The organism is Companilactobacillus versmoldensis DSM 14857 = KCTC 3814 (assembly GCF_001434295.1).
In the GTDB taxonomy this organism is placed as follows: Bacteria; Bacillota; Bacilli; order Lactobacillales; family Lactobacillaceae; genus Companilactobacillus; species Companilactobacillus versmoldensis.
The window spans coordinates 1-14,656 of record NZ_AZFA01000008.1 but is presented as its reverse complement, the minus strand read 5'-3'; the positions used below and the strand labels follow the sequence as shown (position 1 = coordinate 14,656).

The following is a 14,656-nucleotide window of genomic DNA, read 5'->3' as shown; positions in this document are numbered from 1 at the left end:
CTAAAAATTGTTAAAGTTTTATTTATGTATAAAAATAGTTATTGCAAGTAACATCCAACTCTAATAAACTTTTATATGCGTGGTTCATCCTTTTTTGAGGGGGAATACGTAACTATAAATCCTCGGGAGGATATTATGAAGAAAATTAAATATGCTGGAATCGCTGCCGCTACATTGTTAGCAGTTGCACCAGTAACTACTACCGATTTAAACGCTACAACCGTTGAAGCTGCAACAACAGTAACTACTGCAAATACTCAAGCAAGTAGCTCAAACGATATTGTTAATATACTCAAGCAAGTGTTTAGTTATTTGCAAAAGCTTTTTGATAACACAGATGTTGACAAGGGCGCTGTTAACAAAGCAGATACTAAAGTACAAACTTTAACAAAAACTATTGAAGGTTTAAAAGATGTTAGTTATGACAATAATGACGTTGATGCTAATCATGTAACTGACGATAGTTTTGGTGGTTTAAATACAGCTAACCAAGCTGACAGTATTGGCGTTGCAGATCTATACAACGATTTACTTGAAGCCAATGCTGTAAGTTCAGATGCCAAGAATATCTTTACTAACGGTAAAGTTTCAAAACTGAACGTTAAAGTTACTGCTTCAAAAAATGCTTCAGATTTCCCTATCATTTATCAAAGCATGGTTAAAAATGGTAACGGTGAATCATTCAAGGTCAATATTGTTGTAACAGATCCTGCCAATGATGATGCTGTCTTAGTTAATAAACAAATCACATTTACTAACAACACTAAAGTAACCGTTCCTTCAAGTGCAGTTAACGTTGCTTTCACTACACCCGTTGATGTTAAAAAAGGTTCAGATATCGTTAACACAAGACTTTCAGATAGTATCGATGCTAAGATAACTAACGAAGCTGGCACTGACGTTAAATATAAAACAGCTGTTGCCGGTCAATTGTACGCTTCACAAAATGATGCCATCCACCAAACATCTCCATTGAATTTAGGTGGAACATTCGTTAACGACGATGCCACATACTATCAACCAGTTACTTTGACATTTGACAAAGATGCTGTAAATGTTGACCAAATCTGGCAAGATTGGCAAAACCAAACTGGTAATGATTCAGTTATCACATTGAATGACAAAGATGCTCAAAAAGCTAACCTTGACAAAGATGCCAACTCAATCACATATGTTCGTGCTATCCATGTTGGTGACTCAGAAACTTCTGATGACACTAACACAGACGACAACACAAATACTGATGATAACAACACCAACGACAACTCAAATACAGATGACAATACATCAACAGATTCAACATGGACAACAGTTGATCAAAAGGGTGTCGTAACTGTCGGTAATCATGTTGCTAGTTTGACAAACGATCAATCAGACTCATCTCGTTCACTTGCTGCTAACTCAGCATGGCAAACAGACAAGATGCGTGTCAACACTGAAACTGGTCGTGAACAATACCGTGTATCAACACACGAATGGGTAAACGCTGAAGATGTCAACTTTGCTGAACCAAACACAACAGCTGGTTTGCAAAGCATCACAAACTTGTCAGGTAGTCACAGTGTTAGTTTAGCTGGACCTACAGGTTTCGTTTACGCTTTATTCAACGCTAATGGTGGTCGTTCAAACCGTGGTTTGTCAGGTAACAGTGCTTGGTACACAGACAAATCAGCTACAGATGCACAAGGCAACACTTACTACCGTGTATCAACTGACGAATGGGTTCAATTAAGTACAGGTGTCACATTTAACTAATTTGAATCACGCGCGATAAATTTTTGCATATAAGAGTAAGTTATTGAGCAAATTTTATTCTTGATAACTTTAAACGTGCCGTCAATTTCCTTTTGGGATTGACGGTATTTTTTTTGACTAATGGGAGTATAATAGCCTAATGAACCTTCGTAATTAGGGGGTAAAAAGGGATATGAAAATTAAGCTTTGGTGGATCGTGAATATCTTCTGGATCGTCTTGATCCTAGGTAACGCAGTCAACATTATGCTCAGAAAATATGACGGTGCGGGGATCTATCAGACTAATCAATTGAAGTTCGCTACGCTGGCGATTCTCGGGGTCTTTCTGATTTTTATTGGATTGTTCCAGTGGCTGGCTTTATACTTCATCAAACGGTCTGATAAAAAGCAAGGTAAAAACGATCAATAAAGACTTCAATTCATTGCTGAATTGAAGTCTTTTTTTATGGTTATGATAAATAAAAGTCTGAACTTGAAGTTAATTACAAATAATCGTCTAATTTGATTGAATAAAACCTAATTATTATATATTATTTAAGTTATAAAGGGATATTAATGATATATACGAAGGGGGATTTATATAATGAAGAAGACGAGTCTGGCTGGTATGATAGCGGTTACTTTGGTTGCCGTCACTCCAGTTGCTACAACGACGAGTTTCGCTGCTACCACTGAACCCACGGTCCAGACCGCAGGGGCTATCGACCTTTCTGGCATTTTTGATACTGTCAAGGGTATCTTCGATAAAATAGTCGGTGCATTTTCGAATAAAGGCGATACAGATACTGGAACGGATACTGATACGCCAGCGGAGAAAACCAGTGAACAATTGGCTAACGATACAGTCAATCAGCTCAAAGATGTCACTTATGACGAGAATAATCCAGTCATCCTGACGAAGGATTTACTTTTGAATAATTTCCAAAAGCCCTTGAATTCAGGGACCTTTGCTAAATTGTTGAGTGACTTGAAGTTGGTCGACCAGGATCAACGTGCAGTTATTTCTCAGGGAACTGGCAATACTTTCACGATCACTTCTGGTGATTATTCGGCCAACGATATGGGGAAACTGTTCGATTCTTTGATGAATGGTAATGGCAATCAGATCAAGTTGACGATCACTTCGACCAATGCCGCTAAGAAAGTCGTTAATACCAAAGAAATAACTTTTACTAATAATACTAAGACAGTCGCTCAAGCCAACAATTTGAAGATCGACTACAAGTCACCAATCAATGTGGATCTTGGTAGCAAGACGACTGATGTAACGCTGTCGACTAGTGCAACTGCTAATACGACGATCACTAATAATCAAGGCGACAACGTTGCCGTGAAGAGCATCGACCCAAGTTCAAGTCTTTACTCGAGTGCTAAAGATGCTCGCAATGCTACAGATCCAGTTTCTCTTGGCAATACTTTCACGGAAAAGGATGCTAAATATTATCAACCTGTCGTTATTCAATTCAATGACGACCTCAAAGTTTCTGATTTAGCATCGCAAGCAATGAACAGTTCTGATGTTGTCTTTACTGTTAATGGCAACGATGTTAAATGGAACATGATCAATTCGGATGATAATACTTTGACTTATATCCGTGAAGTCGATGTTGTGGATGAACCAGCTACTGAAAATCCTGATACCGATAAACCAGGCACAGAAAATCCTGATACTGAAAATCCCGACACGGAAAAGCCTGATACTGACGGTGATACCGATCCGGCTGATGAAGTTGGTGTTTGGAAGACGACTGATCAAACTGGTACCTTGACTGTCAATGATGACGTGGCTCTGTTAGTTGATGGTGACAATGCTCAAACTACTAGAGCGCTTGCTCCATCGACTAGTTGGGCAACTGACCAATATCGGGTCAACTCGAAGACTGGTGCTAAACAGTATCGTGTTTCGACTAACGAGTGGGTCAATGCGGAAGACGTTAAATTCTCTGAAACTAAGCCACAAATGTTCAAGGATATCATGCAGTTATCCGGATATAAAACAGTCTCATTAGATGGACCATCCGGATTCATCTATATGCTGTTCAATAAAGCAGGTTCACGGACCAACCGCGCACTTCCAGGTGCTTCAGGCTGGGCAACTGATCAAGTCGGCATTGCTAATGATGGTTCAAAATACTATCGTGTTTCAACTGACGAATGGGTCAAAGAAGGAACCGGCGTTAACATTAATTAATCAGAAGATGTTGCCACACGGCAGCATCTTTTTTATTTGAAAAACAAATTATTCATAAATGGAAATTTTTTCCTTCATATCGATGCTATCCTGAAACAGATTCAGAAATGGAGGAAATTATATGTCTGAACAAGCACTGACTAATTTGATCTCACCAACACTTGAAGAACATGTCGTCGACTTCTTCAAGGAAGTCCACCAACACCCAGAATTAGCGGGAAAAGAGACTTGGACGACCAAGCGTATTGAGCAAGAATTGAATCTACTAAATATCCCTATTAAGGATTTCAACTTGGAAACAGGGGTCGTAGCTGACATAGTTGGCGACGCTAATGGACCAATGGTCGCTTTACGGGCAGATATTGACGCTTTGCCGATGGATGAAGCCACAGACCTTGAATACAAATCAAAAATTCCCGGCGTTGCCCATTCATGTGGCCATGATTTCCATTTTTCAGCTTTGTTAGGTGCAGCTGCTTTATTGATGCAAGAAAAAGACCAATTGCATGGGACGGTTCGTTTGTTGTTCCAACCCGGTGAAGAAAAGCATCTCGGTGCTAAAGAAATGGTCGAGGCTGGTGTCTTGAAAAATGTCGATGCTGCATTTGCGTTTCATGATGTTTCAATAGCACCTGTTGGGACTGTCGGGATCAGAGCAGGTCGGATCATGGCCTCAAACGATAACTTTCAAGTAACGGTCCATGGAGTAGGGTCACATGCATCAGCTCCTCAAATCGGGAAAGATCCGATCGTGACAGCGGCTGAAATGATCAATCTATTACAGACGGTCGTTAGTCGTAATGTTGACCCGGCCGATCGAGTAGTTGTGACGGTTGGTCAGATCGATGGTGGAACGGCTAATAATGTCATCCCTCAAGAATGTTCTTTCAAAGGGACATTGCGGTCATCGTCTGAAGAAAGCCGTCAAAGTGCTAAAAAGCATCTTTATCAAATCATTCAAAACACCGCCATAGCCTTTGACCAGACTGTCGATATTGAGTGGGACCAAGGACCGACGCAAGTTTTCAATAATCAGAAGTTGACGTCGATCGTCAAAGGTTCTGCTAGCAACTTTTTGCAAGAGATACCATTTCCTGATGCTGATGGGGATGACGATTTTGCAACGATGGAACAGGAGGTCCCTGGTTGCTACGTGATTTTGGGTAACAAGGGTCAGTCAATCATGCATAATCCTGATTTTGTTGCTAATCCGGACGCTTTGAAATTTGGTGTTAAGTTAGATGAACAAGTGGCAGTCGATGTTTTGAATTATTTGGCTGCTGGTGGAAAATTGTAAAAAAACGCGGTGACAAAAGTCATCGCGTTTTCTTGTGTTGTTGATATCGATACCAGGATACTTCTGAGAAGGTGACCATGAAGACGACGATAAAGAGCCAGCAGAAGAAAATCAGCCATTCGTTGTAGATGCCGAGGTCGTTCATCCAGTTGATAAAGGGCGTTCTGCCGAAAATGGTGATCAATAAGATGACGATTCCACTGAACCATGCATAGTATCTGCGTGTATTGCTTTTCAAACAAGCCCTCCTTTGAAAATATGTTATTATCTATATCATACTATGCGCTATATCGGTGAATTGGTTATTACTGCAAAATTACAATAGTTTTAAAAGTTTTCTAAGAGTCCATCTTCTCAACCAATTTTCCCAAGCTTAATGTATAATGAAATCATCAGAAGTTTTTAAAGGGTGGTATAACAATGCTTGAAAATGTAAATGGTATCGTGAAAGTAAATCAAGACGAGCGTTATGTTGTGTTCTTGTTCGATACTTATGAAGCAAACCGCAAGATGCTACAGGATAAATTCGTTAAGGGCCAATCTTCTTGGTATACTGACGCAAAGGGGACTGGCGACGACGGCAAAGTATTTTATCGGATCGCTCAAGATGGCGAGTGGATCGAAGCCGAGTATGTTGATTTTATTGAAACAGATTAGATTTTTTGGGGAGCCGATTTGATGGGCTTCTTTTTTTTTCGGTGGAATTTTTGATGTTGATGATATATTTGATTGGTTCACTTTGGGTTGTTGAATGTTGCTTGGTAGTTGGGATTGGTTCACTTTGAGTTGCCAAACTTTTCCTGGTTTGTAGTAATGGTTCACTCTAGGTTGCCAAATCTCTACTGTTTTATAGCGGAAACGCGCACTTTCCCACTGACTCCGGTGCACAAGTCAAAAAGGCTCTGGGCCTGACGGGCCCTTACCGCCTTTCTGCCTTATGCCCCGGAATCACCCGTGGGAAATAGCGCTCTATCTGAAACGCGCAAAATGGGACAGCGGCCTCCGCTTAGCTACGGCTGGCAGGACGGCTGAAACCGCCGTCTGGTCTGCCAGCCGCGGCTATGCTCAGCAGCTGACCGTCCCGCCTAACGCTCTGATCTGAAACGCGCAAAATCAAATTCCCCCCTACGACATAAGCNGGCTATGCTCAGCAGCTGACCGTCCCGCCTAACGCTCTGATCTGAAACGCGCAAAATCAAATTCCCCCCTACGACATAAGCCCGTGAAACACTCCGCGGCCGGGCGGGCCGGCTCCGTATTTCCCGGTCTTATGCTCCGGGGGGAGGTGCATTTGATTTTACGCTCTGTTTTTTTCCAATTCTTAAATTTCCCTTATCTAAATGTTTAGACTTTTTTATGTTTGGGGCTGTCTTATTGATGTTGGTTTTGTCTGATTGTAAAATTGTTTTAAGAATAAAAAATTGGGGGTAACGTCAATGAATAAGAAATGGGTTGTTTCTACAGCTTTTGCTAGTTTTTTGGCTGCTGTGGGTATTTCCTCTACTACGTCTCATGTACAGGCTTCTGTTTCTGCTAATGACAAGGACGCTAATGATGCTGACGCTGACCAACAAGACTCTGCTACTACTGGTGCGGTGAAAGATCCTACTGTTGCTAGTGTTATGGATGCACAGGGTGCTCCTGTTACTGAATCTGTTCCTGAGACTGCTTCTGATGAGGCTGTTGATGGTGATTCTCGTGACGCTGATTCTGCGGTTCCAGACAAATCTGTTGCATCAGTCCAAGCTTCGTCTTCAGTTGCTGACCCGACTGAAAATGCAAGCTCAGCTACTAACGAAGATACTGCAACTACTGAAAAATCAGCTAATGATACTGAAACTGCTACCGAAGTAAATACTGGTACTGAAGTAAATACTGGTACTGAAGTAAATACTGGTACTGAAGTAAATACTGGTACTGAAGTAAATACTGGTACTGAAGTAAATACTGATATTGAAACAAATAATGTTGCTGAAGAAAACGATGATTCTGAAACATCAGATTCTGCTTCAACTTCTGAATCTACTGAGAATCAGAGTTCGTCTGAGGCTACTGCTTCACAAGCTTCTGAAGAATCGGAAACTGGTGACACTGCTACTGCAGTTAAGACTGCGCCTGGTTTTTCCCGGGCGGTCCAAGAAGCTATTTCTGCTTCTCCTGAAACCAATTCGCAAGTTTTACCGACTAACGATGGGACTGTTTTGGAGCGGAGCGCTACTTCTGATGGTGCGGTCACTCAGGCTGCAACGACTTCACAGCAAGATGAGTTCATTGCTGAATCTGCACCGATGGCTCAACAGGCTGCTGGCGAATACAATTTGTATGCTTCAGTAATGTTGGCTCAGGCTATTTTAGAAAGTGGCTGGGGTCAGTCTGATCTAGCAGTCGATGCGAATAATTTGTTTGGTATCAAGGGTGACTATAACGGTGCCTATGTTTCGATGCCTACTAGTGAGTGGAGTGCTGATCAGGGTTGGTACAAGATCTATGCTAACTTTAGAAAGTATCCTAGTTTTTATCAATCATTTTTGGACAATGGTGATAAATTGCGGAATGGTCTAGCTTGGGATTCTTCTTATTACAGTGGTACTTGGAAGGAAAATACGACTTCTTATAAGGATGCCACTGCTTGGTTGCAAGGTCGCTGTGCTACTGCACCTAACTACGCATCTACTTTGAACAATATTATTGAGTCTTATGATCTAACTAAATATGATACTGATTCAGAATCTAATCCAAACTTGAGTGACAACAATAATTCCTCTGGTGAGGGGACAGGTACTGATACTGATACTGGTACGACAACAGTGCCTGACAATGGCGTCAAAGGTACCCAAACTGCTATCAATGATGTGGCGGTCGTAACGAATATGGACAATGCTCAAATTTATGACAACGCTGATATCAACCAACCATCTGCCCGTGCTTTGGGATACGGTGCCCCTTGGAAGGTCGTCTCAAAAGTCGTTGATGACAGTGGCAATGTCTTCTATCAAGTTTCAACGAGTGAATATGTTTTGGCTACTGATATCCAGCTTCAATCTGAGGGTGGCACGGAAACTGAGCCACCTGTAAAAATCGATGACACTGTGATCGTAACTGGTGATACTGGTGCGATTGTTTATAGCGCCGCTAATACTAATTCGCCGACTGCAATGATCTTGCCTTACTCTTCTGAATGGAAGACGACTGCTTATGTCACAGATAACGACAACAATACTTTCTTCTATGTTGGTACAGGTGCTTATGTTTTAGCTTCTGACGTTGTGCAAAAGTCTAAGTTATCATCTAATGATGATTACCTGAACGATGTTACAGTCGACTATCCTGATGTCTTACGGATCGTAACGACTCCTAGTGCTAAGTTATACAACACTAAGCATGACTTGCTTTCAACTAGTTTAGTCAATGGGACTAACTGGCGGACTGACAAGAATTCGACTCACTCTGATGGATCAGTTTGGTATCGTGTTTCGACTGACCAATGGGTCAGCGCTAACGATGTCCAAGTCTTAGGTTCCAACTATATCAAGACCGTTGAAGGAACAGTTAAGATCAACTATATCCCTGGATATGGAGTCAATGTGTACAATTCTCCAGCTGCTAACAACAGGTTCACTGGAACTCGTTTGGCAGATGGGACAACTTGGAAAGTAACTTCTAAGCAGATCGTTGATGGCCAAACTTGGTACGAAGTACCAGCTGGCTGGGTCAGCGGTAAGTACTGCTTGTTTACTCCTGCAAATTAATAGTTTTTTTGAGCCGGACTCATATTTATGAGTCCGGCTTTTTTAATACCAAAAAATTGATTTTGAAGGAGTGTTTATCATTATTGAAGCAAAATTGAATCTCAGTCTGTTTTTAGGAACTCCGATTACTCGTGAATCACTGTCGCACCAAGCAAACATCGACCGCTTGTACGTCCATGAGGATTTTGTTGTCGATAATCTTATGATCGCGGTGCTCGGCTTGGATGATTGCCCCTATGGTAAGTCGATCGTTATCCATGCCAAACTCGGTGTCTTTTACACTGACCGTACATCACGACAATTGTTCAATGAATACCATGATCTAAATGGAGTAGGCTTTATACCTGCTCGACAAATTGCTCAACACTTGAACTTGCCAGATCATCTGCCTTTAGTCTATGGCCACGTGGTCTACATGCCGATGGCAGGTAAACGCCATAAAAATCCCGACTGGATCGGGCTCCATATGGTCGAAAAGTTCCGCAGCCAAGACGACCTAGCCTGTTTTACGGCCACTAATGGGATTGAGATACATCTACCAAAAAAGCAATTTGACTTGCGGACCAAGGTCCATAACGCTTGCTTGTTTGCTGAAACACATCTGCAAATGTGGGCTTTAGAAGTTAGTAGTTTTGGAAAATTTTCGCCATTGCACCAGAATGTTGGTCTGACCGATCAGTTCACGGCTTGTCTCTGCGACGTCCACCAATTGGTGCCGAAGACTTTGGCGCAGGTGAGTTCGATCCGTGACCGCCACATGGATAAACTGACTCGAGATTTCTCTCGTAACGACATTGGCATCGACTCTGCTGAAGCATCCAAAGAGAAGATCCGTATCTATCACAAAATGAAACATTATTAGTCATTTGCGCATACAAACGTTGGTCTGAAAGGTTTTGCTGAGCCGGTCATTTTATAAAAGTTGATTATTCTGGACTTCATTAACCAAAACGGCCGTTATTATTACCGAAATTAATTAGTTATATTAGTGCTACCACAAGCGCTTGTGAGTTAACGATTAGGAGACTCGCAATGGAACTAACGACCGGATTTCAAGCAGCCATCGCCAACGAAAAACTGATCCACGGAGTATTGAAACGACTTCACATATACCATCACGGAAACGACTACCAGGACTATTTCCAGGAGGGCGTCATCATCTATGCCCAGGTCTACTGTGATTATTTTGAACAAGAGCGCGACCCTGACAAGTTCAACGTCTATATTTTTCAAAAATTAGTCTGGCGTCTGACTGATATCTTAAGACGCCAACAGAGATATTTTGATGTTCATTCCTTAGAAGTCTTCGACTTTGAACGGGTAAAACGATCCGATATCGTCTCTGATCTCGGTGAATTAGATTTGGATGACTTGTCAGATATAGAAAAGGAAATCTTTTTTGACCATTTTATTAACGAAGTACCACTGAATCAATTAGCTGAAAAGTATCAATGCAGTACCCGCAATCTGCGCTACCATCGCAATGCTCTCAAAGAAAAGCTCTGTAAACGGCTTTCATAAGAAACTATTTTTAATAATTATAGTTTACTTTAAGGTTACAATACGGTAACTTTCCATTATGGTACAGACCGTTTTGATAAGATTTAAACATTAATAGATTTGGGGGAAACAACCATGTTTTCAAAGGGAAAATTTGTTGCTAGTGCAGTCACTGCTCTTGCTCTTTCTGGAGTAGGATTCGTCACCACACAGGTAACGCCTCTGGCGATGACTCAAGAAGTCAAAGCCGGTGCTTGGGTGAATGACTATATTTCAGCCCACAACATCAAACCAGTATCAATCGAAAACCGCGAAGGGACTTTCAGCCAGTGGTTTGGATACGCTGATGGGGCAGGTAAGCCGCAAGGTATCTTGATCCATGAGACAGCTACGCCAAACGCAACGGCTGAAAACGACTATCTTACTTCAACCGCAACTGGCGCAACATGAACGTTTATGTGCATGCCTTCGTTGACAACAACAAGATCATCAACATCCATAACACCGATTACGGTGTGTGGGGTGCTGGTCCAGCAGCCAACAATCGTTACGTCCAAGTTGAATTATGTCAAGTTAATAGCGAAGACCAATTTGCTCGTTCGATCTCAAATGACGCTTATTACGTCGCATCAAAATTGATCCAATACAACTTGCCATATATTGCTAACAAAACTGTCGTCTCACATCATCAGGCCGCACAATGGTGGGGACAAACTACTCATACTGATCCCGATGGTTATTTTGCCAAATGGGGTTATGATATGAATCAATTCAATCAATTGATCGAAAAATACTATAACAATTTAAAAGCAACTGGTAGTGTCGATGGAACACCAGCACAGCCAGTCCAACCAGCTCAACCTGAGGTCAAGCCTCAACCAGACCAACCAAGCATCAGTTTGCACAACGGTGTCGTAAAAGCTAATAACCCAGCTAGTTTCGCCGTGCCATTATTATCTTTCAATGCTGACGGTTCAGCTGAAGAAGGAACTCGTGGTTTAGCTAACAACACTGGCTGGTTCACTGATCAAAGCAGGATGTATCAAGGTCACAAGTACTATCGCGTCTCGACTAACGAATGGGTCGAAGATACTTATTGCCAATTCACACCATCTGCTTAATCATCTGGCAGGATTTCACCTCCCTAGAAATTTTGACGGAAATTAAATAGATAAATCGCCGAACTTTGGCAAAATCAAAGCCACCTCAATTGCGAGGTGGCTTTTTTCATTCACTTAAGGATAAATTATATTTCACAAACTCGGTCAAATGTGAACTGAATCAATCCTATAATAATTTTAATAAATGAATTCATAGGTAGGATTGGAAAATGTTCAATAACACTTGGGCAAATGTTAAAACCCACAAAACAGCCTTGTGGTTGACCTTATATGGATTATATTTTGCAATTTTAAAAATCGTCATCGTGCCATTTGGTGACGATCAATTTTGGTGGGGTCCTGCGGGTAGATTTTTGCTGAGACATCATTTTTATACTTTGAGCGACCAGCAGTATATCGGCGGTTCCAGCAATGGCCGTTATCTGTCGAATCTGACCATGATCTTCAGCAGCCACCATCCGATCGTTAGTTACTTGATCTTCGGAGCTTTCAGCGTGTTATTGGTTTACTTGCTCGCCCGACTGGTCGGAAAAAGTAAACTGATCTTGTTTTTGAGCCTGTTATTGCCATTCACGCTAAGTCGACCATTTCTAACCACGACTTGGCTCTGGTATGCTGCTTTCGTCAATTACGTCTGTGGGATGGTCTTCATCTTCGCTTATTTACTGATCCTGAAAAACGATTACTTCGACCAATCAAAATTCAATAAATATCTGCCAATCATCAGTATCTTTTTGAGTCTCTGCGGAGGTTTGATTGTCGAACATTTAACCATCTATCAACTAATAGTCAGCTTGTTTGCCATTGGTTTCTTCCGACTGAAAAAGCACCGCTATCGACTTCATCAACTGACATATTTGTTGGGAGCAGTCATTAGTGCCAGGATAATGTTCTCAAATGGCTCATATTGGGTCCATACAAGCTACCGGAATATATCGCTTTCAACTACCGCTAGTTGGCAAATATTTGCTCAGACCAGCCATTTTTGGCTGATTAGCTTGAACCTGATCTTGATCCTTTTGCTGACGGGCAGCATCTTTTTTTGTAATTACCAACGAACAAGACAAACATTCAAAACAACCTTAGTTATGAGCCTCTCAGTCGTATTTGCCATTTATTACTGTCTAAGTAATTTATATCTGAGAAATCATTTTTCCTTAAACACGTTTGCCCCAGATATTTCAAAATTTCTGCAAGGATACGATAGCCTAATTGGCATTTTCTTCGTAATTTATCTTATCGTCAGCACAGTCTGGTTGGAGGTCGATGCCACGACTAAGTTCTCTTTATGGTTTTGCTTAGTTTCCTGTGTGATTTTAACAGGACCTTTCTTGATCATCACTAGTCCAAATTCGGCACGGGAATTTTTCGGTGGTGTTTTGTTCATGTACCTGTTCGCCTTCTTGTTGATCAGACAACTGCACTTCACTCGACCTAACTTACGTAGATTTAGAACCGTGATGGCTAGCTTATTAAGCTTAGGTTGTTTAGCTTTGCTGGTCGCCAATGTCCAAAATTATCATTGTTTTTTGGAACATAGCTCAAGGGATGTGGTCCCAGGTGCTATTGCCGAAGTCAACCAAGTACCTCATCCGAGTCTGATGCCTAACGGTGATCTTTACACTACGTCAGATGGGGTCAGGTACTGGCAAGCTTATCATCGGTCGGATTTTAGCCAACGGTTATTTAAACTCGATTATCCGAAAAATAATGATTGATTTAGTCTAAACTTATCTTAATCATCAATCATAAATAAAGCTTAAGGATGATTTTGTAAGCGCTATACACAAAAAATTTGATTAAAATATTGCTAATAAGTTTCAAGTTTAAATTAAGGTTACGACAGCTGTTATAACGGGATTCTCATTACTTGGTTAGAGAGCTAACTTTAAAAATAATTCCAAAATTGGCGTTTTAATACTTAAAAATTACCTTATTATTACATTTTTATTACTATTAACATAAAACATTAAAAACTTGTTAAACTGAACTGGTTGAGAAATTTAACTGTGGGAAGGGTTTATTTATGTTTTCAAATAAGAAGATGATTGCAAGTTTCGCTACTGCTGTTGCCTTGACAGGTGTTGGATTTGTTGCAACTACACAGGTTGCTCCTCAAACATTTGCTCAACAAGAAGTAAAAGCTGATTCTTGGATCAATAATTATATACAAGAACAAGGTATTCAACCAGTTTCGATCCAATATCGTGAAGGTACATTCAACAAGTGGATCCCTTACGAAAATGGTGTTGGTAAGCCAGAAGGGGTTGTTGTTCACGAAACTGCTACACCTGGCGCTACTGCTGAAGATGAAGTTTCATACTTCAACAACAATTGGCCAACTATTCAAACATACGTCCACGCTTTTGTTGATTCATCAGAGATCATCAACATCCACAGTGCCGACTATGCTGTTTGGGGTGCTGGTCCAACAGCTAACTCAAAGTACATCCAAGTTGAACTTTGTGAAGCAAGTACAGTTGATGGATTCGCACGTTCAGTTGCCAATGATGCTTATTATGTTGCTTCAAAATTGAAGCAATACGGTCTACCCGTTGAATACGGAAAGACTGTACTATCACATGATCAAACATCACAAATGTACGGTGAAACAACACATACCGATCCAACTGGCTACTTTGCTAAGTGGAATTACGGCATGGACCAATTCGTGGCTTTAGTAAATACTTACTATAACCAATTGAATGGTACAGGTTCAAATACTAACTCAGGTTCAAACACAACTAACAATGGTGGCGTTTCAGCTAACAGTTCCGAAGGTACTGTTACAGTAAACAACTCATCAAGTTTCATGGCTCCATTAGTTGGTTTCAATAGTGACGGCTCAACAACTAAGTCAAACCGTGGCCTAGCCAATAATACTGGCTGGTATACAGACCAATCTAAGACTTATAATGGTCATACTTACTATCGTGTATCAACTAACGAATGGGTAATCGATACTTATGCTACATTTACAGCTAAATAGAAATTGCTTAATTAAAGGATTTGATTAATAATTACGGCTCTAAGTCAAATCGTA

Annotated in this window: 13 protein-coding genes; 12 read left to right on the top strand and 1 reads right to left on the bottom strand. The window is 41.0% G+C overall.

What is annotated here, in order from left to right; genetic code table 11:
• Positions 1-135 precede the first annotated feature (135 nt).
• The 4 genes from FC27_RS05465 to FC27_RS05450 all read left to right on the top strand — a co-directional run bounded on the left by FC27_RS05465 (position 136) and on the right by FC27_RS05450 (position 5,243).
• On the top strand, positions 136-1,755 hold the full coding sequence (locus FC27_RS05465) for a hypothetical protein (protein ID WP_056938079.1): 1,620 nt from the start codon (positions 136-138) through the stop codon (positions 1,753-1,755).
• A gap of 172 nt (positions 1,756-1,927) precedes the next feature.
• Complete coding sequence (locus FC27_RS05460) at positions 1,928-2,164, top strand: DUF3923 family protein (RefSeq protein WP_010625126.1); 237 nt, start codon at positions 1,928-1,930, stop codon at positions 2,162-2,164.
• Between the two features lie 174 nt (positions 2,165-2,338).
• Positions 2,339-3,946 (top strand): hypothetical protein, encoded by a 1,608-nt coding sequence (locus FC27_RS05455; protein WP_010625125.1) that lies wholly within the window; start codon positions 2,339-2,341, stop codon positions 3,944-3,946.
• 121 nt (positions 3,947-4,067) lie between these two features.
• Complete coding sequence (locus tag FC27_RS05450) at positions 4,068-5,243, top strand: M20 metallopeptidase family protein (protein ID WP_010625124.1); 1,176 nt, start codon at positions 4,068-4,070, stop codon at positions 5,241-5,243.
• 19 nt (positions 5,244-5,262) lie between these two features.
• On the opposite strand, the gene FC27_RS05445 is transcribed toward FC27_RS05450, so the two are convergent.
• Positions 5,263-5,481 (bottom strand): hypothetical protein, encoded by a 219-nt coding sequence (locus FC27_RS05445; protein WP_010625123.1) that lies wholly within the window; start codon positions 5,479-5,481, stop codon positions 5,263-5,265.
• Between the two features lie 182 nt (positions 5,482-5,663).
• Between FC27_RS05445 and FC27_RS05440 the strand changes: the two genes are divergently transcribed.
• The 8 genes from FC27_RS05440 to FC27_RS05410 all read left to right on the top strand — a co-directional run bounded on the left by FC27_RS05440 (position 5,664) and on the right by FC27_RS05410 (position 14,602).
• Positions 5,664-5,900, top strand: a complete 237-nt coding sequence (locus FC27_RS05440; protein ID WP_010625122.1) for a hypothetical protein — start codon at positions 5,664-5,666, stop codon at positions 5,898-5,900.
• Positions 5,901-6,679: 779 nt separating this feature from the next.
• On the top strand, positions 6,680-8,992 hold the full coding sequence (locus FC27_RS05435; RefSeq protein ID WP_010625121.1) for a glycoside hydrolase family 73 protein: 2,313 nt from the start codon (positions 6,680-6,682) through the stop codon (positions 8,990-8,992).
• 70 nt (positions 8,993-9,062) lie between these two features.
• Positions 9,063-9,854: a hypothetical protein gene (locus FC27_RS05430; protein ID WP_010625120.1), complete on the top strand. Its 792-nt coding sequence runs from the start codon at positions 9,063-9,065 to the stop codon at positions 9,852-9,854.
• Between the two features lie 170 nt (positions 9,855-10,024).
• On the top strand, positions 10,025-10,513 hold the full coding sequence (locus tag FC27_RS05425) for a sigma-70 RNA polymerase sigma factor region 4 domain-containing protein (RefSeq protein ID WP_010625119.1): 489 nt from the start codon (positions 10,025-10,027) through the stop codon (positions 10,511-10,513).
• 114 nt (positions 10,514-10,627) lie between these two features.
• Positions 10,628-10,942, top strand: coding sequence for a hypothetical protein (locus FC27_RS12010; RefSeq protein WP_010625118.1), 315 nt, complete (start codon positions 10,628-10,630; stop codon positions 10,940-10,942).
• Positions 10,939-11,613: a peptidoglycan recognition protein family protein gene (locus FC27_RS05420; RefSeq protein ID WP_010625117.1), complete on the top strand. Its 675-nt coding sequence runs from the start codon at positions 10,939-10,941 to the stop codon at positions 11,611-11,613. The genes FC27_RS12010 and FC27_RS05420 overlap by 4 nt, the downstream gene beginning before the upstream one ends.
• Before the next feature lie 209 nt (positions 11,614-11,822).
• A complete protein-coding gene (locus FC27_RS05415) occupies positions 11,823-13,331 on the top strand; it encodes a DUF6056 family protein (RefSeq protein WP_029508223.1) in 1,509 nt (502 codons plus the stop codon).
• A gap of 308 nt (positions 13,332-13,639) precedes the next feature.
• A complete protein-coding gene (locus FC27_RS05410) occupies positions 13,640-14,602 on the top strand; it encodes a peptidoglycan recognition protein family protein (protein WP_010625116.1) in 963 nt (320 codons plus the stop codon).
• Positions 14,603-14,656: the final 54 nt, after the last annotated feature.

Bases quoted from the DNA above. Each gene is read 5' to 3' on its own strand.
- FC27_RS05465 (WP_056938079.1), top strand. From the start codon at position 136: ATGAAGAAAATTAAATATGCTGGAATCGCTGCCGCTACATTGTTAGCA.
- FC27_RS05460 (WP_010625126.1), top strand. From the start codon at position 1,928: ATGAAAATTAAGCTTTGGTGGATCGTGAATATCTTCTGGATCGTCTTG.
- FC27_RS05455 (WP_010625125.1), top strand. From the start codon at position 2,339: ATGAAGAAGACGAGTCTGGCTGGTATGATAGCGGTTACTTTGGTTGCC.
- FC27_RS05450 (WP_010625124.1), top strand. From the start codon at position 4,068: ATGTCTGAACAAGCACTGACTAATTTGATCTCACCAACACTTGAAGAA.
- FC27_RS05440 (WP_010625122.1), top strand. From the start codon at position 5,664: ATGCTTGAAAATGTAAATGGTATCGTGAAAGTAAATCAAGACGAGCGT.
- FC27_RS05435 (WP_010625121.1), top strand. From the start codon at position 6,680: ATGAATAAGAAATGGGTTGTTTCTACAGCTTTTGCTAGTTTTTTGGCT.
- FC27_RS05425 (WP_010625119.1), top strand. From the start codon at position 10,025: ATGGAACTAACGACCGGATTTCAAGCAGCCATCGCCAACGAAAAACTG.
- FC27_RS12010 (WP_010625118.1), top strand. From the start codon at position 10,628: ATGTTTTCAAAGGGAAAATTTGTTGCTAGTGCAGTCACTGCTCTTGCT.
- FC27_RS05420 (WP_010625117.1), top strand. From the start codon at position 10,939: ATGAACGTTTATGTGCATGCCTTCGTTGACAACAACAAGATCATCAAC.
- FC27_RS05415 (WP_029508223.1), top strand. From the start codon at position 11,823: ATGTTCAATAACACTTGGGCAAATGTTAAAACCCACAAAACAGCCTTG.
- FC27_RS05410 (WP_010625116.1), top strand. From the start codon at position 13,640: ATGTTTTCAAATAAGAAGATGATTGCAAGTTTCGCTACTGCTGTTGCC.